Below are 20,748 nucleotides of genomic sequence, written 5' to 3' on the forward strand. Positions count from 1 at the left end.
CCGCTGAAAAAAACGCCCGGCATCGGCCGGGCGTGTTGTAACAGCATGCTATGCGCTTAAAAACCTGTTACGCCCTGTCGAGCTAGGGCGATGCAATGAACGCATGCGAGGACCTGCAGCTAAGCGTCTGCAGGTTTTTAGAACCAGGCATCCTGCATGCTCAGGCAGGTGTCGTCGCGGGCTTCGAGGATGGCCAGGTCGTGGTGGCAGCTCGGCACTTCCCAGGTGAGGAAGTAACGCGCGGCCTGCAGCTTGCCTTGGTAGAAGTCGACATCGGCGGCGTTGGCCTCTTTATTAGTCAGGCGTGCCAGGCCCTCTTCGGCGCGGATCGCCTGCTCCAGCCAGCGCCAGCCGATCACAGTATGGCCAAAGACCTTGAGGTATAGCGCCGAGTTGGCCAGGCCTTCATTCACTTTGCCGCCCATCAGGTCGCCGAGCAGTGCCAAGGTCACCGCTTGCAGCCTTGCCAGCAGTTGCTCCAGCGGCTGGCGCAGGGTGGTCAGCGAGGCATGGGCTTCGGCACGTTGGCAGGTGCCGTGGATCAGCTTGAGCAGTTGCTTGAGCGCGGCGCCGCCGTTCATCGACACCTTGCGGCCGAGCAGGTCGAGGGACTGGATGCCGTGAGTGCCTTCGTGTATCGGATTCAGGCGGTTGTCGCGGTAATACTGCTCCACCGGGTAATCGCGGGTGTAACCGTGGCCGCCGAGAATCTGGATCGCCAGTTCGTTAGCCTTGAGGCAGAACTCAGACGGCCAGGATTTGACGATCGGGGTGAGCAGGTCGAGCAACTCCAAGGCGCTGCGGCGCTCTTCTTCGCTCTCGAGGGTCAGGGTGTCGTCGAACAGGCGAGCAGCGTATAGGCCGAGATCGAACGAGCCCTCCACATAGGCTTTCTGCGTCAGCAGCATGCGCCGCACGTCGGCGTGTTCGATGATCGCCACTTGGCTGGAGGTGGGGTCTTTGCCATCCGGCAGGCGACCTTGCGGGCGCTGACGGGCGTAGTCCAGTGAATACAGGTAGCCGGCGTAGCCGAGCATTACCGCGCCCATGCCGACGCCGATGCGCGCTTCGTTCATCATCTGGAACATGTAGCTCAGGCCATGGTGCGGCTTGCCCACCAGATAGCCGACGCAGTCGCCGTTATCGCCGAAGTTCAACGCCGTAGAGGTGGTGCCGCGCCAGCCCATCTTGTGGAACAGGCCCGCTAGAACCACGTCATTGCGCTTGCCCAGGCTGCCGTCGTCATTGACCAGGAACTTCGGCACGATAAACAGGCTGATGCCCTTCACCCCGGCAGGTGCGTCCGGCAGCTTGGCCAGCACCATGTGCACGATGTTCTCGCTGAGCGGGTGATCGCCGCCGGAGATAAAGATCTTGTTGCCCTTGAGCCGGTAAGTGCCGTCTTCGGCAGGTTCCGCGCGGGTGCGGATGTCCGACAGTGACGAGCCGGCGTGCGGCTCGGTCAGCGCCATGGTGCCGAAGAAACGCCCATCGATCATCGGCTGCAGAAAGCGTTGCTTCTGTTCGGCCGTGCCGAAGTTCTCGATCAGGTTGGCCGCGCCCATGGTCAGGAATGGGTACGAGGTGGTCGCCGCGTTAGCCGACTGGAAGTGCGCAAAGCAGGCCTGCGAAAGCAGGTTGGGTAGCTGCATGCCGCCGACCTCGAACTCGCGGGTAGCATTGAGAAAGCCCGCCTCGAGGAAGGCATCTACCGCCGGCTTGACCTCAGGGATCAGCACCGCAGCGCCGTCGATATACTCTGGCTCGTGTTCGTCGTTCTTGCGATTGTGCGGAGCGAACAGGTTCTCGGCGATGCTGCGCGCAGTGTCGATGGCAGCATCAAAGGTTTCGCGGCTGTGCTCGGCGAAACGCTCGCGCTGGGTCAGGCCTTCGGCGTCCAGCACTTCATACAGCTCGAAGGCCAGGTTACGGGAACTGAGCAGGGACTCGGACATGCTTATACCTCCGGTTGCAATGGGCCGAGTCTAAGCAGCCTGCGGCGCAGCTCCCAGCACTATAAACCGGCGTGATAAAGGCTCAGTGCGTGAAACCTTGGGCCAATTGCGCCGTCAGCTCGGCGGCGCCGATGGCCTGGCAGCCGCGGGTGTTTTGGCCGGCCCAGAGCGGGGAGAAATCGCCGCTGCCCTGGCTCTCTGCCTGGCTGCGCAGCGGTGCAATCGCGCTGGTTGCCAACGGGAAGGCCGGCGCCAGTGGGCTGATTGGGCCCAGCTCACGCATCACCCGGTTAACGATGCCGCGCGCTGGGCGCCCGCTGAACAGGTTGGTCAGGGCGGTATGTTGCGCCGCCGGGCTGAGCAGGGCCGCACGGTGGATCGCGCTGGTGCTGGCCTCGTCGCAACACAGGTAAGCGGTGCCGACCTGCACGCCACTCGCGCCGAGGGCCATGGCCGCGCGCACGCCCTGAGCATCGGCAATGCCGCCGGCGGCGATCACGGGTACCTGCACGGCCTGGACGATCTGCGGCAGCAAGGCAAAGGTGCCGAGCTGGCGGTTGAGGTCTTCGCTGAGGAACATGCCGCGATGGCCGCCGGCTTCCAGGCCTTGGGCGATGATCGCATCAGCGCCATGGGCTTCTAGCCAGCGTGCTTCCTCGACCGTGGTCGCCGAACTGAGCACCTTTGCGCCGCACGCCTTGACCCGCGCCAGCAACTCGGCGGCGGGCAGGCCGAAGTGAAAACTCACCACGGCTGGGCGGAACTCATCGAGCACGTCGGCCATCTCGGCGCTAAACGGTAGGCGACCGGGGCCGCTGCTGATGCTGGCCGGATCGATGTCGAGTTCGGCGTAGTAAGGTCTTAGCGCTGTGCGCCAGGCCGCGTCGCGGGCGGCATCGACACGCGGCGGGGTGTGGCAGAAGAAGTTCAGGTTGAACGGCTGCGTGGTTTTGCGTGTGAGGGCTTCTAGTTCGAGGCGTAACGCACTGGCATCGAACAGCGCGCAGGCGAGCGAACCAAGGCCGCCGGCATTGCACACGGCGGCAGTCAGTGTGTGGTTGTGCGAGCCGGCCATGGGGGCCTGGATCAGTGGCAGGGTGCAGCCGAGTAGTGATTGCAGGGTCATGGATGCGGCGCTCCTGAGGCAGGGTTGGCGGCGGGGGTGAACCAGGTCCATACGAGTGCCCAGAGCATGGCGGCAACGCCTAGGGCGAAACTTTGCGTGAGGCTGCCGCCGAAGGTCAGCCACATCCCTGCGAGCCAGGGGCCTGCCAATTGCGCGCCGCCGTATAAGGCGATCAGGGCCGCCGACAGCCGAGGGCCTTGATGCGGTTGTAGGGTGCGCGCCAGGCGTTGAGTCAGCAGCACGCTGCCCATAAAGCTGCCTCCCACGAGTACGGCGCACAGCAGGACACCGCCGGCGCTGGGGAACAGCCAGGGCGCGGCGCAGCCCACCGCTTGCAGCAGGTAGGTGGCCAGCAAGGCATGACGGTCGCCGAAGCGCGCGCCCAGCGCATTCCATAGCGGGATCGAAATCAGGCAGGCCAGGGCCGTCCAGCGCCAGGCGCCGCTGATCAGGCTGTGCCCAGGCGGTAATTGCTCCTGCGCCAGGGTCGGCAGGAAGGTCATCGGCAGGATGTAACCCAGGCCCGCGCCGGCATAGGCGAGAAACAGCGGAGTGCTGGCACGGTCAAACAAGCGGCTGCGGTTGGCGACCGGCGCGCTATGCCGCTGGTGCAGCTGCAGGCGGCTAAGTAGCCAGGCGCTGAGCAAGGCCAGCGGCAGGGCAATAGCTGCCATCGGCCACCAGCGTTCGGGGCCGTGCAGCCAGGACGCCGGTGCGTCGGCCAGCCAACCGGCCAACGACAGCCCAGCGGCGAAACCCAGGTAGACCAGGCCACTGAGGCTGGCCCGTTGGCGTGCAGCGAGCCATTCCAGTACCAGCGCCGGGGCCAGTACAAAGACCACGCCGTTACTGATGCCATTGGCCAGGCGCAGCGCCTGCAATAGCAGGAAGTTCTCACTGAAACCCTGCGCCAGCGTCAGCAGGGCATTGAGCAGCAGCGCCAAGGGCAACGCCAGGCGCAAGCGCGCCGGCGTGTACAGAGGCAATGCCAGCAGCGCACCGAGCAGGTAGCCGAGGTAGTTCCAGCTGGCCAGCTGTGCGCCCTGCTCAAGGCTGAACAGCTGGTCGGCGAGAAAGTGCGGCAGCAATGGGGTGAAGGCGAAGCGGCCCAGCGCGTGTACCACCACCAGCGCAGCACCGCCGGCGAACAGGGCAAGGAAAATCTGGCGTGGGGAAGCAGGTTGCATGGGGGCTCTCGTTGGCAGGCTGGCGCTACAGTAACGGTTGGCGCTTAACGACGGCCAGTGAAGAATATCCAGTGTGATGTTCACGTTAAGTGCGCATTCCGTTCAGCGTGTCGTGGCGCACCTGGCGGCGGCGCCGACACTGCGCAGCAGCGCTTGTTGGCACTGCTGTGTGAACCATTGCCGAGCGCTAACCATTTGCAGGCCTTACGAAGCGGTTAAACTGTGCGGCCACAGGAGTCCGCCCAATGAACTACCGCCACGCCTTCCACGCCGGCAACCATGCCGATGTACTGAAACACTATGTCCTTAGCCGCCTGATTGCCTTGCTGTCACGCAAGGAGGCGCCCTTTGCCTACCTCGACAGTCATGCCGGTATTGGCCTGTATGACCTGCGCGGCGACCAGGCCAGCCGCACCGGCGAATGGCTCGAAGGCATCGCCCGGCTGTGGCAAGCCTCGGACGTGCCAGACCCGCTGCTGGACTATCTGGAAGTGATCCGTGCGATGAATCCGGATGGCGAGCTGCGCCATTATCCCGGCTCGCCGGAACTGGCGCGCTTGCTGACCCGCGAGCAGGACCGTTTACACCTTAATGAGAAGCACCCGGAAGATGGCCGCCTGCTCAAGGAAAATATGCGGGGCGACCGCCGCGCGGCCGTGCACCTGGGCGAAGGCTGGCATGTGCCACGCGCCTTGCTGCCGACCCGCGAGAAGCGCGCGCTGCTGCTGATTGATCCGCCGTTTGAGCAGGCCGACGAAATGGAGCGCTGCGCTCAGTCGTTGAGCGAAGCGATCAGCCGCATGCGCCAAGCCGTGGTCGCAATCTGGTACCCGATCAAGGACCTACGTCAGCTGCGCCGTTTTTACAGTGGCGTAGAAAAGAGCAAAGCGCCGACGCTGCTGCGTGTGGAGCTTTATGTGCATTCCACCGATGAGCCGACGCGGCTTAATGGCTCTGGCCTGGTGATCAGCAATCCGCCGTGGGGCCTGGAAGATGAGCTTAAGCAGATTCTGCCCTGGCTGGCCAAGTTGCTCGGGCAAACGCAGGGCGGCTGGCGCATGGATTGGCTGATTGAGGAAAAAACCGCCTAAGACTTGCTGGCGAAGGCCCGGTTGTCTGACGTTTTGCAACACCGCATACCGCAAGGAGCTTGTATGAGTTTGTCGCTGCTGAACCGCTACGCCTTTTTTGCCTTCTGCGTGCTCTTCACCCTCGGTGGTTTGCCGTTTGTGGCAGGGCATGCCTGGCTATGGGCGGTGTTATTGATCACCGCGCTGCTCAGCGCGGTGGGCCTCAACGACCTGCTGCAGAGTCGCCATGCGGTGCGGCGCAACTACCCGATCCTCGGTAACATCCGTTATCTGGTTGAAGCGATTCGCCCGGAGATTCGCCAATACTTGCTGGAGTCCGACAGCGAGCAGCTGCCGTTCTCGCGGGCGCAGCGCTCGCTGGTGTATGCGCGGGCGAAAAATGAGAGTGCGGACAAGGCCTTTGGCACTCTAACGGATGTGTACCAGAGCGGTTTTGAGTTTATCGGCCACTCGATGCTACCGGCCGCGCATGTCGACCCCAGCGGATTTCGCGTCAGTGTTGGCGGCCCGCAGTGCCCCCAGCCTTACTCGGCATCGGTGTTCAATATCTCGGCCATGAGCTTTGGCTCGCTCAGCGCCAATGCGATTCGCGCGTTGAACCAAGGCGCCAAGCTCGGCGGTTTTTATCACGACACTGGCGAGGGCAGCATCAGCCCTTATCACCGCGAGCATGGCGGCGATCTGGTCTGGGAGTTGGGCAGCGGTTATTTCGGTTGTCGCCAGGAAAACGGTCAGTTTGATCCGCAGCGGTTTGCCGCGCAGGCGGCCAACCCGCAGGTGAAGATGATTGAGATCAAACTCAGTCAGGGCGCCAAGCCGGGCCACGGCGGGATTCTGCCGAAACACAAGATCACCGCCGAAATCTCCCAGACTCGCGGCGTGCCCATGGGCCAGGATTGCGTCTCGCCGGCCAGCCACAGCGCGTTTTCCACGCCCATCGAGTTACTCCAGTTTGTCGCCCAGTTGCGCGAGCTGTCGGCGGGCAAACCGGTGGGCTTCAAGTTCTGCCTGGGTCATCCGTGGGAGTTTATGGGGATTGCCAAGGCCATGCTGGAGACCGGAATTCTGCCGGACTTTATCGTGGTCGATGGCAAGGAAGGCGGCACCGGCGCGGCGCCGGTGGAATTCACCGATCACATTGGTGTGCCACTGCGTGAGGGCGTGCTCTTTGTGCACAACACCCTGGTTGGCATTGGCTTACGCGACAAGATCCGCATTGGCGCCAGCGGCAAGATTGTCAGCGCCTTTGATATCGCCAGTGTGCTGGCGCTGGGTGCCGATTGGGCCAATTCGGCGCGGGGCTTTATGTTTGCCATCGGCTGCATTCAGAGCCAGTCGTGCCACACCAACAAATGCCCAACCGGCGTGGCCACCCAAGACCCGCTGCGTCAACGCGCGTTAGTGGTGCCGGACAAGGCTGAGCGGGTGCACAGCTTCCATCGCAACACCCTCAAGGCGTTGGCGGAGATGCTCGCTGCGGCCGGGCTAGAACATCCTTCACAGGTGGAAGCGAAGCACCTGGTGCGGCGCATGTCGGCGAGTGAGATCAAGCTGTACTCGCAGTTGCATATATTCCTCAAGCCGGGCGAGCTGCTCAGTGGCGAGGTGTCCGGGGAGTTCTATTCGCGGATGTGGCACATGGCGCAGGCCAGCAGCTTCGCCCCGGCCTGACCCCCTGCGGCAACTTAGGCCGGTAGGCACACACCCGTGCCGCCAAGGCCGCAATAGCCGCCTGGATTTTTCGCCAGGTATTGCTGGTGGTAGCTTTCGGCGTAGTAGAAAGGCGGCGCTTCACGCACTTCAGTGGTGATCGGGCCGAAGCCGGCCTTGTCCAGCTCGGCCTGGAACGCGGCTTGGCTGGCCTGAGCGGCGGCTAGCTGTTCGGCGCCGTAGCAGTAGATCGCTGAGCGGTACTGGCTGCCGGTGTCGTTACCCTGGCGCATGCCCTGAGTGGGGTTGTGCGCTTCCCAGAACACTTTCAGCAGTGCGTCATAACTGGTCAGTTGCGGGTCGAAGACCACCAGCACCACTTCGGTATGCCCGGTCAGCCCCGAGCAGGTTTCGTCATAGGTCGGGTTGGGCGTATGGCCGCCGGCATAGCCGACCGCTGTGCTCCATACGCCGGGTTGCTGCCAGAAACGCCGTTCAGCCCCCCAGAAACATCCCAGCGCAAACACTGCTTGTTGCAGGCCGGCCGGGAAGGGTGCCTGCAGTGCATTGCCGTTGACGAAATGCGCGGCGGGCACCGCCATGGCTGTGGCGCGGCCGGGTAGCGCTTGCTCGGCAGTCGGCAGTTCGAGTTTGTGGGCGAGAATTTGCGAGCGCAGAACCATGAGCCATTTCCTCAGCAGATGCATGTGTGTCATAGACCGTTAACCGGCGGACTTGTTACAGGCCGATTAGCCGCGATGTGGGTAGCGCTTCAGGCTTTCCAGCAGATCGCGCCCGGCGATGGGTTTGTCGAACAGGTAGCCCTGACCGATATCGCAGTGTTGGCGGCGGAGGAAATTCAGCTGCGCGGCCGTCTCGATACCCTCGGCCACCACCTTGAGTTTCAGGTTATGGGCCATGGCAATCACCGCAGAGGTGATTTCCATATCGTCCTGGTTCTCGGGAATGTCCTTGATAAAACTGCGATCAATTTTGATCACGTCGATGGGGAATTTCTTCAGGTAGCTGAGCGAGGAATAACCGGTGCCGAAGTCATCCATGGCCAGGGTCAGGCCCAAGCTTTTCAAGCTATTGAGTTGTTGGCGTGTGTCGTCGGTGGCTTCCAGCAGCAGGCTCTCTGTGAGCTCAAGCTCCAGCAGGGCTGGGTCGAGTTGTTCTTCCTGCAGGATGGTGGCGATCTCCCCGACCAAGTCAGGGTCAGAGAACTGTTTGGGTGACAGGTTGATGGCGATTTGCAGGGGCCTATAACCGACGGCCGTCAGCTGTTTACTCATGCGGCAGGCTTGGCGTGCCACCCATTTGCCGATGGGGATGATCAAGCCGGTTTCTTCCGCCACGCTGATGAATTTGTCCGGGCTGATCATGCCTTTTTCCGGGTGGTGCCAGCGCAACAGCGCCTCCAGGCCCAACAGCTTGCCGCTCTTCAGGCACAGCTTGGGCTGGTAGAACACTTCCAGTTCGTTCTGCATCAGCGCCCGGCGCAGGTTGCTCTCGACGAACAGCTTGTAATGCGCTTCGGCATTCAGCGTGTCGGTAAACACCTGCAGCTGGTTCTTACCGTTGGCCTTGGCTTTGTGCAGCGCCAAGCCGCTGTGTTTCATCAGGGTCTGTGGGTCGTCACCGTGCTCAGGCGCGCAGGCTAGGCCGATAGAGCCGGTGACGCTGATCAGCTGGTTGTCGACGAACAGTGGCTTGTCCAAGGTGTGCAGCAGCTTCTGCGCCATCAACTGGCTATCGGCTTGGTTGGTCTCCAGTAGCACGGCAAATTCGTTGCTGGCAAAGCGTGCCAGCACGTTGCTCGGCGACAGGGTATTGCGCAAGCGACGGGCCAGGCTGATCAGCAGTTTGTCGCCGGTCTGGTGGCCGAGGCTGTCGTTGATCCGCTTGAAGTTATCGATGTCCACCAGCAGCAAGCTGATCGGCTTGCCGGGGTGTTCGCGAAAATGACTTTCGAGCGAGCGAATAAAGGCATAGCGATTACCCAGTCCGGTGAGGTTGTCGCGAAAGGCCAGGCGCTCGATATGCTGCTGCGCCTGCTTGCTGGCGGTAATGTCTTCGTAGATGCCGATGTAGTGGGTCAGGCTGCCGTCGTCGGCATACACCTTGGACAGCGATAACTGCCCCCAATAAGGCTCGAGGTTTTTCCGTCGGCTTTTGAATTCGCCCTGCCAGCTGGTGTGTTCGGCCAGGCTGGATGTGGCGTCGAACAGCAAGTCGCTGAGGTTTTCCAGCGCGGGTATTTCGGAGAGGCGGCGGCCCTGTACTTCGCTGGCGCTGTACAGGGTGATGGCGGTAAAGCTTGGGTTGACGTACTCCACCAATCCGTCGCGGTCGAGCAGGATAAAGGCGCTGGAGCTTTGTTCGACGGCGCGCTGGAACAGGTGCAGGGCATTGGTGGCCGAGCGCCGTTGCTGGTTCGCCAGGACGTGCGCGTATTGGTCGGCCAGCTCACCGGCAAAAGCAATTTCGTCGGCCTGCCAGGTGCGTGCTGAGCCGATATGTTCCAGGCACAGCACGCCCACCACTTCACCGGCGATGCGGATGCTGGCGTCGAGCATGGCGGTGATGCCCATGGGGTGGAGGTAGCTGTCGCCAAGCTCACGTGTGCGTGGGTCTTGCTGCGCATTGTGGGCGTCCAGCGCACGACCGCTGTGCAGGGCTTGTAGGTAAGCGGGGTAAGGGCTGGCGTCAATGTCCGCCTGCGAGATATGGCCCTCGTCCTGCTGATACAGGGCCATTGGCTGCAGCATGTGCCCTTTGAGGTTCCAGATGCCGACGCGGTTGACCCCATACAACTCGCAGGCACGCTGGCTGATCAGTTCGGCCGCTTCACGCAAGGGATCACTGTCGCCGTAATGATGCCGTGCGAGGCTGACAATCAGTTGTTGTTGGGCGTGGGTGCGGCGCTGCTGGGCCTGCAGGTCGGCCTGGCTGCGTTGGTAAAGCTCGAGTGTTTGTGGTGAGGCGGTGTTCTGCTCGGTCATCACCAGCAGGTAGCCGCGCAGCAAATGCCGGTCGCGCTGTTTAAAGGCTTCGCCGGTTTCCATCAGGGTCAGGCTGCCACGCGGGGTGTACAGGTGGTATTGCACGTTGTAATGCCGATGCTTGGCCAGCTGCTGCTGGATGCTGTCGTGCAGCTGGTAGCGAGCCGCGGGCTCCATCAGGCTGGCGTAGGGCGCATCGAGCAGGGAGCAGAGCGCCTGCGCGGGCAGGCCGAATTGTTGCTCGCAACCGGCGTCGAGGTACAGCAAGGGCCAGTTGGCCTCATTCAACCGCTCGAAACGCAGCAAGCCAAGGCGCGAAGGCACTGGCAACTGCGTCACAACCTCGGCCGCTAAACGACTCGCGGCATCGGGATGGTTTTTCATTCGAGGGCTGGCTTCCAGTATGCTGATCGAGGCGGCAATCGACTCACTTTATTTACAGCGTCGGGTAAGGGTGCATCATGCAATTGCGACTGACAAGAAAACTAATATCCGCCGCGCTGTTGACCAGCGCGATAGCCGCCTCGCCGGTATCCGCTGCTGAATCGGGCGCGGGTTTGAGCAGTGCTGAGCAGGGCAATTATCTGCTTGAACTGAAGCGCCTGTACCTGACCGAAAATGAGCGCCAAGCGCTGCTGGCCCACTGCAATGATTTACTCAAAACCTATGCCCTGCGCGCCGCCTATCAGGTCGGCCAGGCGCAGCGTCAAGACAGGCTCTATCAAGTGCGCGAAGGCGCGCCAGGCGAACTGCTGCTGCGTGAGGAAATCCGTGGTCAGCAGGGTACAGATATCGCCGTGCGCAACCAGCGGGTGGCGCTGTTCGGGGTTGACCCCTTTGTGCGTTACGAATGCCCGAGCAGCGGCATCAGCTGTGTGCTGCACAACCCCAATGATGGCAGCCCGCTGCTGACTATCGTGCGTGATCACCAGGGCGCCGCCGAGCTGGCCAAAGCCCTGAGCTTTCTGATTCGTAATCTGCAGAAAGGCTAAGCCGCTGTTGTTCATTGCGTGGTGTAAAGATTGAGGCAAAAAAAAGGCTATGTCCCAATACCGTGTTGCAAGGACTAAGATTTAGGGCAGGCATCAGCTCGTGAGGTCTGCCCACCATGGATACTCAGGTCTTTCAGCGCTGGCTGGCTCAGGTGAGCCAGCTCAGCAGCAAGCAAAAATCTGCACTTCATCAGGCGTTGCAGGAACCGCCGACAATGGAGGTTCTTGATAGCTTGCCAGCGCTTCAGAGCTGTCCACACTGCCAGGCAAAGGCAGAGCAACTTGCTCCCTGGGGTTGGTCGCGTGGCTTACGGCGTTATCGTTGTCGGGCCTGTCGGCGCACCTGTTCGGCGGTTTCGAGCAGTGGCCTTGCTCGTTTGCACTATCCCGGACGCTGGAAGGATTACGCCCAAGCGCTGATCGAAGGCCTGAGCGTGCGCAAGGCGGCCAAGCGATGTGGCATCAGCAAGAACACGGCCTTTCTCTGGCGACACCGCTTCCTAGCCTGCGCGGCCCAACATCACGCAGCACATGAAGCAGGAATCGTTGAGGTCGATGAGACGTTCTTTCTGGAGTCCTTCAAGGGGCAGCGCAAGCTGCCACGAGCACCCCGCCAAAGGGGCGGCGTGGGCAAAACACGCGGCACGGGCAAGGATCAAATTCCGGTCATGGTGGTGCGTGATCGCGAGGGGCATACCGCAGACTTCAAGCTAGAGAAGCTCGATGCCGAGCATGTGCGAGCAGCTTTACTGCCGCTGATCGACCGAGAGGCGGTGCTGTGCAGCGATGGTGCCGCAGTCTACGCCAGCTTTGCCCGCGTCCAGGGCATCACTCACCATGTCGTCCACTCACGACCTGGCGAGCGGGTACAACAGGGCGCGTTCCACATTCAGAACGTTAACGCCTACCACAGCCGCCTGAAGAGCTGGATGACTCGCTTTCACGGTGTAGCCACCCGCTACCTCCCGAACTATCTGGGCTGGCGCCGCATGCTTGAGCGTTATCAGCAGCGTATTGAGCCGACTCACTGCATCCAGGAAGCGGTTGGGCGAACTGTGCAACACGCTATTGGGACATAGCCAAAAAAAACCCCGCCAAGAAGGCGGGGTCGAGGTTACGAGCGTGGCGGCTCGAAAGTTGAAGCGTTACAGCAGCATGGTGCGGATGTCCGCAAGCACATCACCCAGACGCTTGGTGAAGCGCGCCGCCGCGGCACCGTTGATCACCCGGTGGTCGTAGGACAGTGACAGCGGCAGCATCAGCTTGGGCTGGAAGGCTTTGCCGTCCCAGACTGGCTGGATGGTCGCCTTGCTCACGCCAAGAATCGCCACTTCCGGCGCGTTGACGATCGGGGTAAAGCCGGTGCCGCCAATGTGGCCGAGGCTGGAAATGGTGAAGCACGCGCCCTGCATGTCGTCAGCGGAGAGCTTCTTGGTGCGGGCTTTTTCCGCCAGAGCGGCGGCTTCGGCAGCCAGTTGCAGCAAGCTCTTCTGATCGACGTTCTTGATCACTGGGACCAGCAGACCATCTGGGGTGTCCACGGCAAAGCCAATGTGCACGTACTTCTTGCGGATGATCGCCTTGCCGCTTGGTGCCAGCGAGCTGTTGAAGTCCGGCAGCTCCTTGAGCAGGAAGGCGCAGGCTTTCAGCAGTAGCGGCAGTACGGTGAGTTTGACCCCTGCCTTTTCCGCCACGACTTTTTGCGCAACGCGGAAGGCTTCCAGCTCGGTGATATCGGCCGAATCGAACTGAGTCACGTGAGGCACGTTGAGCCAGCTGCGATGCAGGTTGTTGGCGCCGACCTGCATCAGGCGGGTCATCGCCACTTCTTCGATTTCACCAAACTTGCTGAAGTCCACCACCGGGATCGGTGGGATGCCGGCACCACCGGTTGCTCCGGCGGCTGGGGCTTCTTTGGCCTTCTGCATCATCGCTTTGACGTAAGCCTGCACGTCCTCTTTGAGCACGCGGCCTTTCGGCCCGCTGCCCGGTACGACTGCCAGCTCGACACCAAACTCGCGAGCGAGCAAGCGTACGGCCGGCCCCGCATGCACCTTGGCGCCATCGCGCTTGGGCATGGCGGCCACATTGGCGGCCGCGGCGGAGAGCGAGGCAATGGCGCTGACTTCAGCGGCAATGGCCGGGTTGGCGCCAGCAGGTACCTTGTGGGTTTCGCTGGTGCTTGAAGCGGCGGGCGCTGGGCTCTGGCTTGGTTTTTCAGCGGGTGCTGCTGGGGCGTCAGCCCCGGCAACCTTGAGCTTGAGGATCAGGTCGCCAGTGCCAACATCGGCATCCAGTTGCACCTCAATACTTTCCACCACGCCGGCAGTCGGCGAGGGGATTTCCATGCTCGCCTTGTCCGACTCCAGAGTGATCAGCGACTGGTCGGCTTCGACCGTATCGCCAACCTTGACCAGCACTTCGATGACCTTGGCCTTGCTGTCCGAGCCGATATCCGGCACATGCACGTCTTGTACGCTGCTGGCTGCTGGTGAGGCCGCAGCAGGTGCTGGCGCAGCGGCTTCGGCGACTTTCGGCGCTTCGGCAGCAGGTGCTGCAGCTGGAGCCGCAGGCGCTGCTTCGGCATCGCCTTCAACGTCCAGTTCGAGCAGCTCGTCGCCTTCTTTCAGGGTGTCGCCGAGCTTCACTTTCAGGCTTTTCACCACGCCGGCTTTCGGCGCGGGGATTTCCATACTGGCCTTGTCCGACTCCAGGGTCAGCAGGCTCTGATCAGCCTCGATGCGATCACCGACCTTGACCATCAGTTCAATTACTTCACCCTCACCACCACCGATGTCGGGTACGCGAATCAATTCACTCATCGTTTCGCTCCTTAGCAGTCCAGTGGGTTGAGTTTTTCCGGGTTGATGCCGAACTTGGCGATGGCCTCGGCCACCACTTTAGGTTCGATATCGCCACGGTCGGCGAGGGCTTCCAGGGCAGCTAGGACAACCCAGTTGCGGTCCACTTCAAAGAAGTGGCGCAGCTTCTTGCGGCTGTCGCTGCGGCCGAAGCCGTCGGTGCCCAGGACTTTGAATTCCTTGCTCGGTACCCACTGGCGAATCTGCTCGGCGAACAGCTTCATGTAGTCGGTCGAGGCAATCACTGGGCCTTTACGGCCGCCCAGGCATTCTTCCACGTAGGTCTGCTTAGGCTTCTGGCCCGGGTGCAGACGGTTGCTGCGTTCTACGGCCAGGCCATCACGGCGCAGTTCGTTGAAACTGGTGACGCTCCACACGTCTGCCGCGACGTTGAACTCGTCACGCAGGATCTTCGCCGCTTCGCGCACTTCACGCAGGATGGTGCCGGAACCGAGCAGTTGCACGTGGTGCGCCGCTTCCTTCTTGTCTTCTTCGAGCAGGTACATGCCCTTGATGATGCCTTCCTCAACACCCAGCGGAATGGCTGGCTGCTGGTAGGACTCGTTCATCACGGTGATGTAGTAGAAGACGTCCTGTTGCTCTTCGGTCATCTTCTTCATGCCGTCCTGGATGATCACCGCCAGCTCATAGCCGTAGGTTGGATCATAGGTGCGGCAGTTAGGGATGGTCGCCGCCAGCATGTGGCTGTGACCGTCTTCGTGCTGCAGGCCTTCGCCGTTCAGCGTGGTACGGCCGGCGGTGCCGCCGATCAGGAAGCCACGGGTGCGGCTGTCGCCAGCGGCCCAGGCCAGGTCACCAATACGCTGGAAACCGAACATCGAGTAGAAGATGTAGAACGGCAGCATCGGCTGGTTGTGGCTGGAGTACGAGGTACCCGCCGCAATAAACGAGCTCATGGCGCCGGCTTCGTTGATGCCTTCTTCGAGAATCTGGCCCTTCTTGTCCTCGCGGTAGAACATCACCTGGTCTTTATCGACTGGCTCATACAGCTGGCCGACCGAGGAGTAGATGCCCAGTTGGCGGAACATGCCTTCCATACCGAAGGTACGGGCTTCGTCCGGGATGATCGGGACGATGCGCGAGCCGATGTCCTTGTCCTTGACCAGCTGCGCGAGGATCCGCACGAAGGCCATGGTGGTGGAGATTTCACGGTCGCCCGAGCCGTCGAGGATGGCCTTGAGGGTTTCCAGTGGCGGCGTCGGGATGCTGAAGCTCTTGGCGCGGCGCTGTGGCACGAAACCGCCCAGTGCTTCGCGGCGCTCGCTCAGGTAGCGCGCTTCGGCGCTGCCGGCTTCTGGTTTGATAAACGGCAGGTTTTCCAGCTCGTCATCTTTAACCGGAATGTCGAAGCGGTCGCGGAACTGCTTAAGGCTGTCGACGTCGACTTTTTTGGTGTTGTGCGCGGTGTTCTTCGCTTCGCCGGCACCGGTGCCATAACCCTTGACGGTCTTGGCCAGGATGACGGTTGGCTGGTCTTTGTGGTTGACCGCCTGGTGGTAGGCCGCATAGACCTTGTACGGGTCGTGGCCGCCACGGTTGAGCTTCCAGATCTCGTCGTCGGACAGATCCGCCACCATCGCTTTGAGTTCTGGCGAGTTGAAGAAGTGCTCACGGACGAACGCGCCGTCCTTGGCCTTGTAGTTCTGGTATTCGCCGTCGATGACTTCGTCCATACGGCGCTGCAGGATGCCGTCGACGTCTTTGGCCAGCAGTGGGTCCCAGAAACGGCCCCAAACCACCTTGTTAACGTTCCATCCACCGCCACGGAACACGCCTTCGAGTTCCTGGATGATCTTGCCGTTGCCGCGTACTGGGCCGTCGAGGCGCTGCAGGTTGCAGTTGATGACGAAGATCAGGTTGTCCAGCTTCTCGCGGCCAGCCAGGGAGATCGCACCGAGGGATTCCGGCTCGTCGCACTCGCCGTCACCCATAAAGCACCAGACTTTCTGCTTGCCGGCTGGGATAAAGCCGCGCGCTTCCAGGTACTTCATAAAGCGTGCCTGGTAGATTGCCTGGATTGGACCGAGGCCCATGGAGACAGTCGGGAACTGCCAGAAGTCTGGCATCAGCCACGGGTGCGGGTAGGACGACAGGCCTTGACCATCGACTTCCTGACGGAAGTTGTTCATCTGGTCTTCAGTGATGCGACCTTCCATAAAGGCACGGGCGTAAACACCGGGCGAGGCGTGGCCCTGGAAGAAGATCAGGTCGCCGCCATGCTCCTCGGTCGGAGCCTGGAAGAAGTAGTTGAAACCGATGTCATACAGCGTCGCGGAGGAGGCGAAGCTGGAAATGTGACCACCCAGATCGGAATCTTTCAGGTTGGTGCGCATCACCATCGCCAAGGCGTTCCAGCGCACCAACGAGCGAATGCGGCGTTCCATAAACAGGTCGCCAGGCATGCGTGCTTCGTGGGTCAGCGGGATGGTGTTGCGGTACGGCGTGGTGATCGCGTAAGGCAACTGCGAACCGCTGCGGGTCGCGAGTTCACCCATACGGGTCATCAGGTAATGGGCACGGTCTTCGCCTTCTTTGTCGAGAACCGATTCCAAGGCGTCCAGCCATTCCTGGGTTTCGACGGGATCGAGGTCTTGCATGGCTTGCTCCAGGGCGGAAAGGCTTCCAGAATCGGAGGCCAGGTTTCGCGGACGACTTCGTGAGTGGCCGCGTGAATTCTTGGATTGACCGGGGGTAGGACCGGCTGTGTGTAGTTTTACTACATTCCGGCGCCGATTTCAGCCTTTTGGATACAATCTTTGGTAGTAAAACTACAATTATTTTCTGCTAGTGCCGCTGCAGGCTCTTTGAGTGGGGTTTCCCGTCGAGGTTCGGCGCGCTGGCAGATCGTTAAAAAGGATAGACCATGAGCCTGCCCGCGCTGGCCTCTTTACCCGCTGCCCTAGCCCCTCTTGCAACACGTGCCGAGCAGTCTCTGCGGCAGGCGTTTGCCGGGCTCTCCCATGCTGCTTCGGCGGCTTATGCGGGCTGGCCGAGTGCGCGCCGCGCGGCCTTGCAGCGCGTGGTGGCGGCTAGCGATTTCGTGGTGCTGCAAGGCGAGCGTGATCCGCAGATGCTGCTCGATCTGGCCGCCAGTGGTGAGCTGGAGCGCAGCCTCGGTGTGGGCGAGCTGCGCAGTCAACTGGCGCAGGCATTGGTTGAGTGCGCCGATGAAGATGAGCTGGCGCGGCGCTTGCGGCGTTTTCGCAACCGTCAGCAGGTGCGCCTTATTTGGCGTGATATCAGTCGCCAGGCTGATCTGATTGAAACCTGTCGCGACCTCTCCGATTTAGCCGATGCCTGTATCGATCTGGCTTATCAGTGGCTCTATGCGGGCCATTGTGTGCAATTTGGCACGCCCATCGGTCGGCATACGGGGCAGGCGCAACAGATGGTGATTCTGGGGATGGGCAAGCTCGGGGCCCATGAACTCAATTTGTCGTCGGATATCGACCTGATCTTCGGGTATCCCGAAGGTGGCGAGACCGAAGGCGTGAAGCGTCCGCTGGATAATCAGGAGTTCTTTATCCGTCTCGGCCAGAAGCTGATCAAGGCGCTGGACGTGATCACCGTCGATGGTTTCGTGTTTCGCACCGACATGCGTTTGCGCCCCTATGGCTCCTCCGGTTCGCTGGTGTTCAGTTTTAATGCCTTGGAGCAGTACTACCAAGACCAGGGCCGTGACTGGGAGCGCTACGCGATGATCAAGGCGCGGGTGGTCGGCGGCGATCAGGCTGCCGGCGCGCAGTTGCTGGAGATGTTGCGGCCCTTCGTTTACCGGCGTTACCTGGACTTTTCGGCGATTGAAGCGCTGCGCGCGATGAAGCAGCTGATCCAGCAGGAAGTGCGGCGCAAGGGCATGGCTGAGAACATCAAGCTGGGTTCTGGTGGTATCCGCGAGGTGGAGTTTATCGCCCAGGCCTTCCAGCTGATCCATGGCGGGCGCGACCTGAGCCTGCAGCAGCGCTCTCTGTTCGCGGTGCTGAATACCCTGCGCGACCAAGGCTACTTACCGGCGGCGGTGACCGATGAACTGCGTGATGGCTATGCCTTCCTGCGCTATGCCGAGCATGCCCTGCAGGCCATCGACGACCGGCAGACGCAGATGCTGCCGGACAACGATCAAGACCGCGCGCGCGTGGCTTTTATCATGGGCTTCGACAGCTGGCAGGCGTTCCACGAACAGTTGATGTACTGGCGTGGCCGGGTCGACTGGCACTTCCGCCAGGTGATTGCCGACCCTGATGAAGAGGAGGGCGGCGAGCCGGCCGAGGCGGCGGTGGGCTGCGAATGGCTGCCGCTGTGGGACGATATGCAGGACGAAGAATCAGCGTGTCGGCAATTGGCTGAGGCCGGCTTTGCCGAGCCGCAAGCGGCCTGGCGGCGACTGCTGGGGCTGCGCAACAGTAATCAGGTGCGTGCCATGCAGCGCCTGGGTCGTGAGCGCCTGGATGCCTTTATTCCACGCTTGCTGGTGCAAACCGTCGAGCACGCTAACCCGGATCTGGTGTTGGAGCGTGTGTTGCCGCTGATTGAAGCCGTGGCGCGGCGCTCGGCTTACTTGGTGCTGCTCACCGAGAACCCCAATGCCTTGCAGCGGTTGCTGACCCTGTGTGCGGCCAGCCCGTGGATCGCCGAGCAGATCACCCGCTTCCCGCTGTTGCTCGATGAGCTGCTCAACGAAGGGCGGCTATTTAATCCGCCGCTGGCCCCCGAGCTGGCTGCCGAGCTGCGCGAGCGCTTGATGCGGATTCCCGAGGAGGACCTGGAGCAGCAAATGGAGGCGCTGCGCCATTTCAAGCTGGCGCATCGTTTGCGCGTCGCGGCCTCGGAAATTGCCGGCAGCCTGCCATTAATGAAAGTCAGCGATTACCTGACCTGGCTGGCCGAGACGATTCTCGATCAGGTACTCGCTCTGGCCTGGCACCACACCGTGAGCCGCTACGGTGTGCCGCGTCGTGCTGATGGCAGTCTCTGTAATCCGGATTTCGTCATCGTCGGCTACGGCAAGGTCGGCGGTATCGAGCTGGGCCACGGTTCGGACCTCGACTTGGTGTTTATCCATGATGGCGATCCGCACGCGGAAACCGATGGTGAAAAGTCCATCGACGGTGCGCAATTCTTCAATCGCCTCGGTCAGCGCATTATTCATCTGCTGACCACGCAGACCAACTCCGGTCAGCTGTATGAGGTGGACATGCGTTTGCGGCCTTCCGGTGCGTCCGGCTTGCTGGTCAGCTCGCTGGGCGCGTTCGAGCGTTATCAGCAAGGCGAGGCCTGGACCTGGGAGCATCAGGCGCTGGTGCGGGCGCGGGTGTTGGTCGGTTGTGCGCGCGTCGGCAAGGCGTTTGAGGCGGTGCGCGCCGCAGTGCTGGGGCGTGAGCGCGACCTGGAGACGCTGCGCACTGAAGTCAGCGAGATGCGCGCGAAGATGCGTGACAACCTCGGCAGCAAGGCCACCGCCGCCGGCACCGCGGCGAATGCCTTCGAGGCTACGGCCCCGTTCGACCTCAAGCAGGACGCCGGAGGTATCGTCGATATTGAATTTATGGTGCAATACGCGGCCCTGGCCTGGTCGCGCCAGTACCCGGAATTGCTTGAGTTCACCGATAATATTCGCATTCTGGAAGGGTTGGAGCGGGCCGGCTTGTTGCCGGGGGAAGATGCCCGTTTGCTGCAGGATATTTACAAGGCTTACCGCTCAGCGGCACATCGCCAGGCCCTGCAAAAGCAACCTGGGGTGGTCAGCGGTGAGCAGTTTGCCGAGGAGCGGCACACGGTGATGCGCATCTGGCGAGCGCTGGGTTTGAGCTGAATATAAGGATGTCGGGCGCCCAGGGTGGCCGGCCAACGTTGTACCAATCGAGTTTGAGGAGCAGGCAACTATGTCGATGGCTGATCGTGATGGCGTGATCTGGTATGACGGCGAACTGGTGCCGTGGCGCAACGCGACCACTCACGTGCTGACCCATACCCTGCACTACGGCATGGGCGTGTTCGAGGGCGTGCGCGCCTACAACACGCCGCAGGGCACGGCGATCTTCCGTCTGCAGGCACACACCGACCGCCTGTTCGACTCGGCCCACATCATGGGCATGAAGATTCCGTACAGCAAAGACGAAATCAACGAAGCCACCCGGGCCGCGGTGCGTGAGAACAACCTCGAAAGCGCCTATATCCGCCCGATGGTGTTCTACGGATCTGAAGCCATGGGCCTGCGTGCCAGCGGCTTGAAAACCCAGGTGATCGTCGCGGCCTGGAGCTGGGGCGCCTACATGGGCGATGAAGCCCTGCAGGTGGGGATCAAGGTGCGCACCAGCTCCTTTACCCGTCACCACGTGAATATCTCGATGACCCGCGCCAAGGCCAACGGCAACTACATCAACTCCATGCTGGCGCTGCAGGAAGCGGTCTCCGGTGGTGCCGATGAAGCCATGTTGCTGGACCCGGAAGGCTATGTGGCCGAAGGCTCGGGCGAAAACATCTTCCTGGTCAAGAACGGCGTGATCTACACCCCGGAAGTGACCTCGTGCCTGAACGGTATTACCCGTAACACCATCCTGACCCTGGCGGCCGAGCACGGTATTGACGTGGTCGAGAAACGCATCACCCGCGATGAGGTGTATATCGCCGACGAGGCCTTCTTCACTGGCACGGCTGCCGAAGTGACGCCGATTCGCGAAGTCGATGGTCGGCAGATCGGTGCAGGTCGTCGCGGACCGATCACCGAGAAATTGCAAACTGCCTATTTCGACCTGGTCACCGGTAAAACCGATGCCCATGCCGAGTGGCGTACCCTAGTTAAGTAAGCGGCCTGCTGCGTCGGATGGGTTGAGCATTGCGATACCCGTCGGGCGTGCAGG

The 20,748-nt window shown here is 61.6% G+C and carries 13 protein-coding genes; 6 read left to right on the forward strand and 7 right to left on the reverse strand.

Annotation, left to right across the window (positions count from 1 at the left end):
- Positions 1 to 137: 137 nt before the first annotated feature.
- From SOP97_RS12195 to SOP97_RS12205, 3 genes are all read right to left on the reverse strand, one after another.
- Positions 138 to 1,955 (reverse strand): acyl-CoA dehydrogenase, encoded by a 1,818-nt coding sequence (locus SOP97_RS12195; RefSeq protein WP_322949331.1) that lies wholly within the window; start codon positions 1,953 to 1,955, stop codon positions 138 to 140.
- 82 nt (positions 1,956 to 2,037) lie between these two features.
- Positions 2,038 to 3,081 carry an NAD(P)H-dependent flavin oxidoreductase gene (locus SOP97_RS12200; protein WP_274089085.1) on the reverse strand — a complete coding sequence of 348 codons (1,044 nt, stop codon included), beginning with the start codon at positions 3,079 to 3,081 and terminating at the stop codon, positions 2,038 to 2,040.
- On the reverse strand, positions 3,078 to 4,268 hold the full coding sequence (locus SOP97_RS12205) for a YbfB/YjiJ family MFS transporter (RefSeq protein WP_274089086.1): 1,191 nt from the start codon (positions 4,266 to 4,268) through the stop codon (positions 3,078 to 3,080). Before SOP97_RS12205 ends, SOP97_RS12200 begins: the two co-directional genes overlap by 4 nt.
- Positions 4,269 to 4,513: 245 nt before the next feature.
- On the opposite strand from SOP97_RS12205, the gene SOP97_RS12210 reads away from it, so the two are divergent.
- Entirely contained in the window at positions 4,514 to 5,359 is an 846-nt protein-coding gene (locus tag SOP97_RS12210; RefSeq protein WP_274089087.1) for a 23S rRNA (adenine(2030)-N(6))-methyltransferase RlmJ, read from the forward strand.
- Positions 5,360 to 5,422: 63 nt separating this feature from the next.
- Positions 5,423 to 7,030: an FMN-binding glutamate synthase family protein gene (locus tag SOP97_RS12215; RefSeq protein ID WP_274089088.1), complete on the forward strand. Its 1,608-nt coding sequence runs from the start codon at positions 5,423 to 5,425 to the stop codon at positions 7,028 to 7,030.
- A gap of 14 nt (positions 7,031 to 7,044) precedes the next feature.
- Here the strand turns inward: SOP97_RS12215 and msrA are convergent, their stop codons facing one another.
- Both msrA and SOP97_RS12225 read right to left on the reverse strand, forming a co-directional pair.
- On the reverse strand, positions 7,045 to 7,692 hold the full coding sequence (gene msrA / locus SOP97_RS12220; RefSeq protein ID WP_274089089.1) for a peptide-methionine (S)-S-oxide reductase MsrA: 648 nt from the start codon (positions 7,690 to 7,692) through the stop codon (positions 7,045 to 7,047).
- A 66-nt stretch (positions 7,693 to 7,758) separates the two neighbouring features.
- Positions 7,759 to 10,398 carry a putative bifunctional diguanylate cyclase/phosphodiesterase gene (locus SOP97_RS12225; RefSeq protein ID WP_274089090.1) on the reverse strand — a complete coding sequence of 880 codons (2,640 nt, stop codon included), beginning with the start codon at positions 10,396 to 10,398 and terminating at the stop codon, positions 7,759 to 7,761.
- A 77-nt stretch (positions 10,399 to 10,475) separates the two neighbouring features.
- Here SOP97_RS12225 and SOP97_RS12230 point away from each other — a divergent pair, with 77 nt between their 5' ends.
- Together SOP97_RS12230 and SOP97_RS12235 are read left to right on the forward strand one after the other, a co-directional pair.
- Complete coding sequence (locus SOP97_RS12230) at positions 10,476 to 11,006, forward strand: hypothetical protein (protein ID WP_274089091.1); 531 nt, start codon at positions 10,476 to 10,478, stop codon at positions 11,004 to 11,006.
- Positions 11,007 to 11,122: 116 nt separating this feature from the next.
- A complete protein-coding gene (locus SOP97_RS12235; protein WP_274089703.1) occupies positions 11,123 to 12,085 on the forward strand; it encodes an IS1595 family transposase in 963 nt (320 codons plus the stop codon).
- A gap of 66 nt (positions 12,086 to 12,151) precedes the next feature.
- On the opposite strand, the gene aceF is transcribed toward SOP97_RS12235, so the two are convergent.
- Positions 12,152 to 13,828 (reverse strand): dihydrolipoyllysine-residue acetyltransferase, encoded by a 1,677-nt coding sequence (aceF, locus tag SOP97_RS12240; protein WP_274087177.1) that lies wholly within the window; start codon positions 13,826 to 13,828, stop codon positions 12,152 to 12,154.
- 11 nt (positions 13,829 to 13,839) lie between these two features.
- Positions 13,840 to 16,485, reverse strand: a complete 2,646-nt coding sequence (gene aceE, locus SOP97_RS12245) for a pyruvate dehydrogenase (acetyl-transferring), homodimeric type (RefSeq protein WP_274087178.1) — start codon at positions 16,483 to 16,485, stop codon at positions 13,840 to 13,842.
- Between the two features lie 266 nt (positions 16,486 to 16,751).
- Here aceE and glnE point away from each other — a divergent pair, with 266 nt between their 5' ends.
- Entirely contained in the window at positions 16,752 to 19,700 is a 2,949-nt protein-coding gene (gene glnE / locus SOP97_RS12250; RefSeq protein ID WP_322949332.1) for a bifunctional [glutamate--ammonia ligase]-adenylyl-L-tyrosine phosphorylase/[glutamate--ammonia-ligase] adenylyltransferase, read from the forward strand.
- A 70-nt stretch (positions 19,701 to 19,770) separates the two neighbouring features.
- The gene (ilvE, locus tag SOP97_RS12255; RefSeq protein ID WP_274087180.1) at positions 19,771 to 20,694 is read left to right on the forward strand and encodes a branched-chain-amino-acid transaminase; all 924 of its coding nucleotides are present in this window, start codon (positions 19,771 to 19,773) and stop codon (positions 20,692 to 20,694) included.
- Positions 20,695 to 20,748 lie beyond the last annotated feature (54 nt).

This window comes from Pseudomonas spirodelae, assembly GCF_034653255.1.
GTDB classification, from domain to species: Bacteria; Pseudomonadota; Gammaproteobacteria; order Pseudomonadales; family Pseudomonadaceae; genus Aquipseudomonas; species Aquipseudomonas spirodelae.

Bases quoted from the DNA above. Each gene is read 5' to 3' on its own strand.
- SOP97_RS12195 (WP_322949331.1), bottom strand. From the start codon at position 1,955: ATGTCCGAGTCCCTGCTCAGTTCCCGTAACCTGGCCTTCGAGCTGTAT.
- SOP97_RS12200 (WP_274089085.1), bottom strand. From the start codon at position 3,081: ATGACCCTGCAATCACTACTCGGCTGCACCCTGCCACTGATCCAGGCC.
- SOP97_RS12205 (WP_274089086.1), bottom strand. From the start codon at position 4,268: ATGCAACCTGCTTCCCCACGCCAGATTTTCCTTGCCCTGTTCGCCGGC.
- SOP97_RS12210 (WP_274089087.1), top strand. From the start codon at position 4,514: ATGAACTACCGCCACGCCTTCCACGCCGGCAACCATGCCGATGTACTG.
- SOP97_RS12215 (WP_274089088.1), top strand. From the start codon at position 5,423: ATGAGTTTGTCGCTGCTGAACCGCTACGCCTTTTTTGCCTTCTGCGTG.
- msrA (WP_274089089.1), bottom strand. From the start codon at position 7,692: ATGGTTCTGCGCTCGCAAATTCTCGCCCACAAACTCGAACTGCCGACT.
- SOP97_RS12225 (WP_274089090.1), bottom strand. From the start codon at position 10,398: ATGAAAAACCATCCCGATGCCGCGAGTCGTTTAGCGGCCGAGGTTGTG.
- SOP97_RS12230 (WP_274089091.1), top strand. From the start codon at position 10,476: ATGCAATTGCGACTGACAAGAAAACTAATATCCGCCGCGCTGTTGACC.
- SOP97_RS12235 (WP_274089703.1), top strand. From the start codon at position 11,123: ATGGATACTCAGGTCTTTCAGCGCTGGCTGGCTCAGGTGAGCCAGCTC.
- aceF (WP_274087177.1), bottom strand. From the start codon at position 13,828: ATGAGTGAATTGATTCGCGTACCCGACATCGGTGGTGGTGAGGGTGAA.
- aceE (WP_274087178.1), bottom strand. From the start codon at position 16,485: ATGCAAGACCTCGATCCCGTCGAAACCCAGGAATGGCTGGACGCCTTG.
- glnE (WP_322949332.1), top strand. From the start codon at position 16,752: ATGAGCCTGCCCGCGCTGGCCTCTTTACCCGCTGCCCTAGCCCCTCTT.
- ilvE (WP_274087180.1), top strand. From the start codon at position 19,771: ATGTCGATGGCTGATCGTGATGGCGTGATCTGGTATGACGGCGAACTG.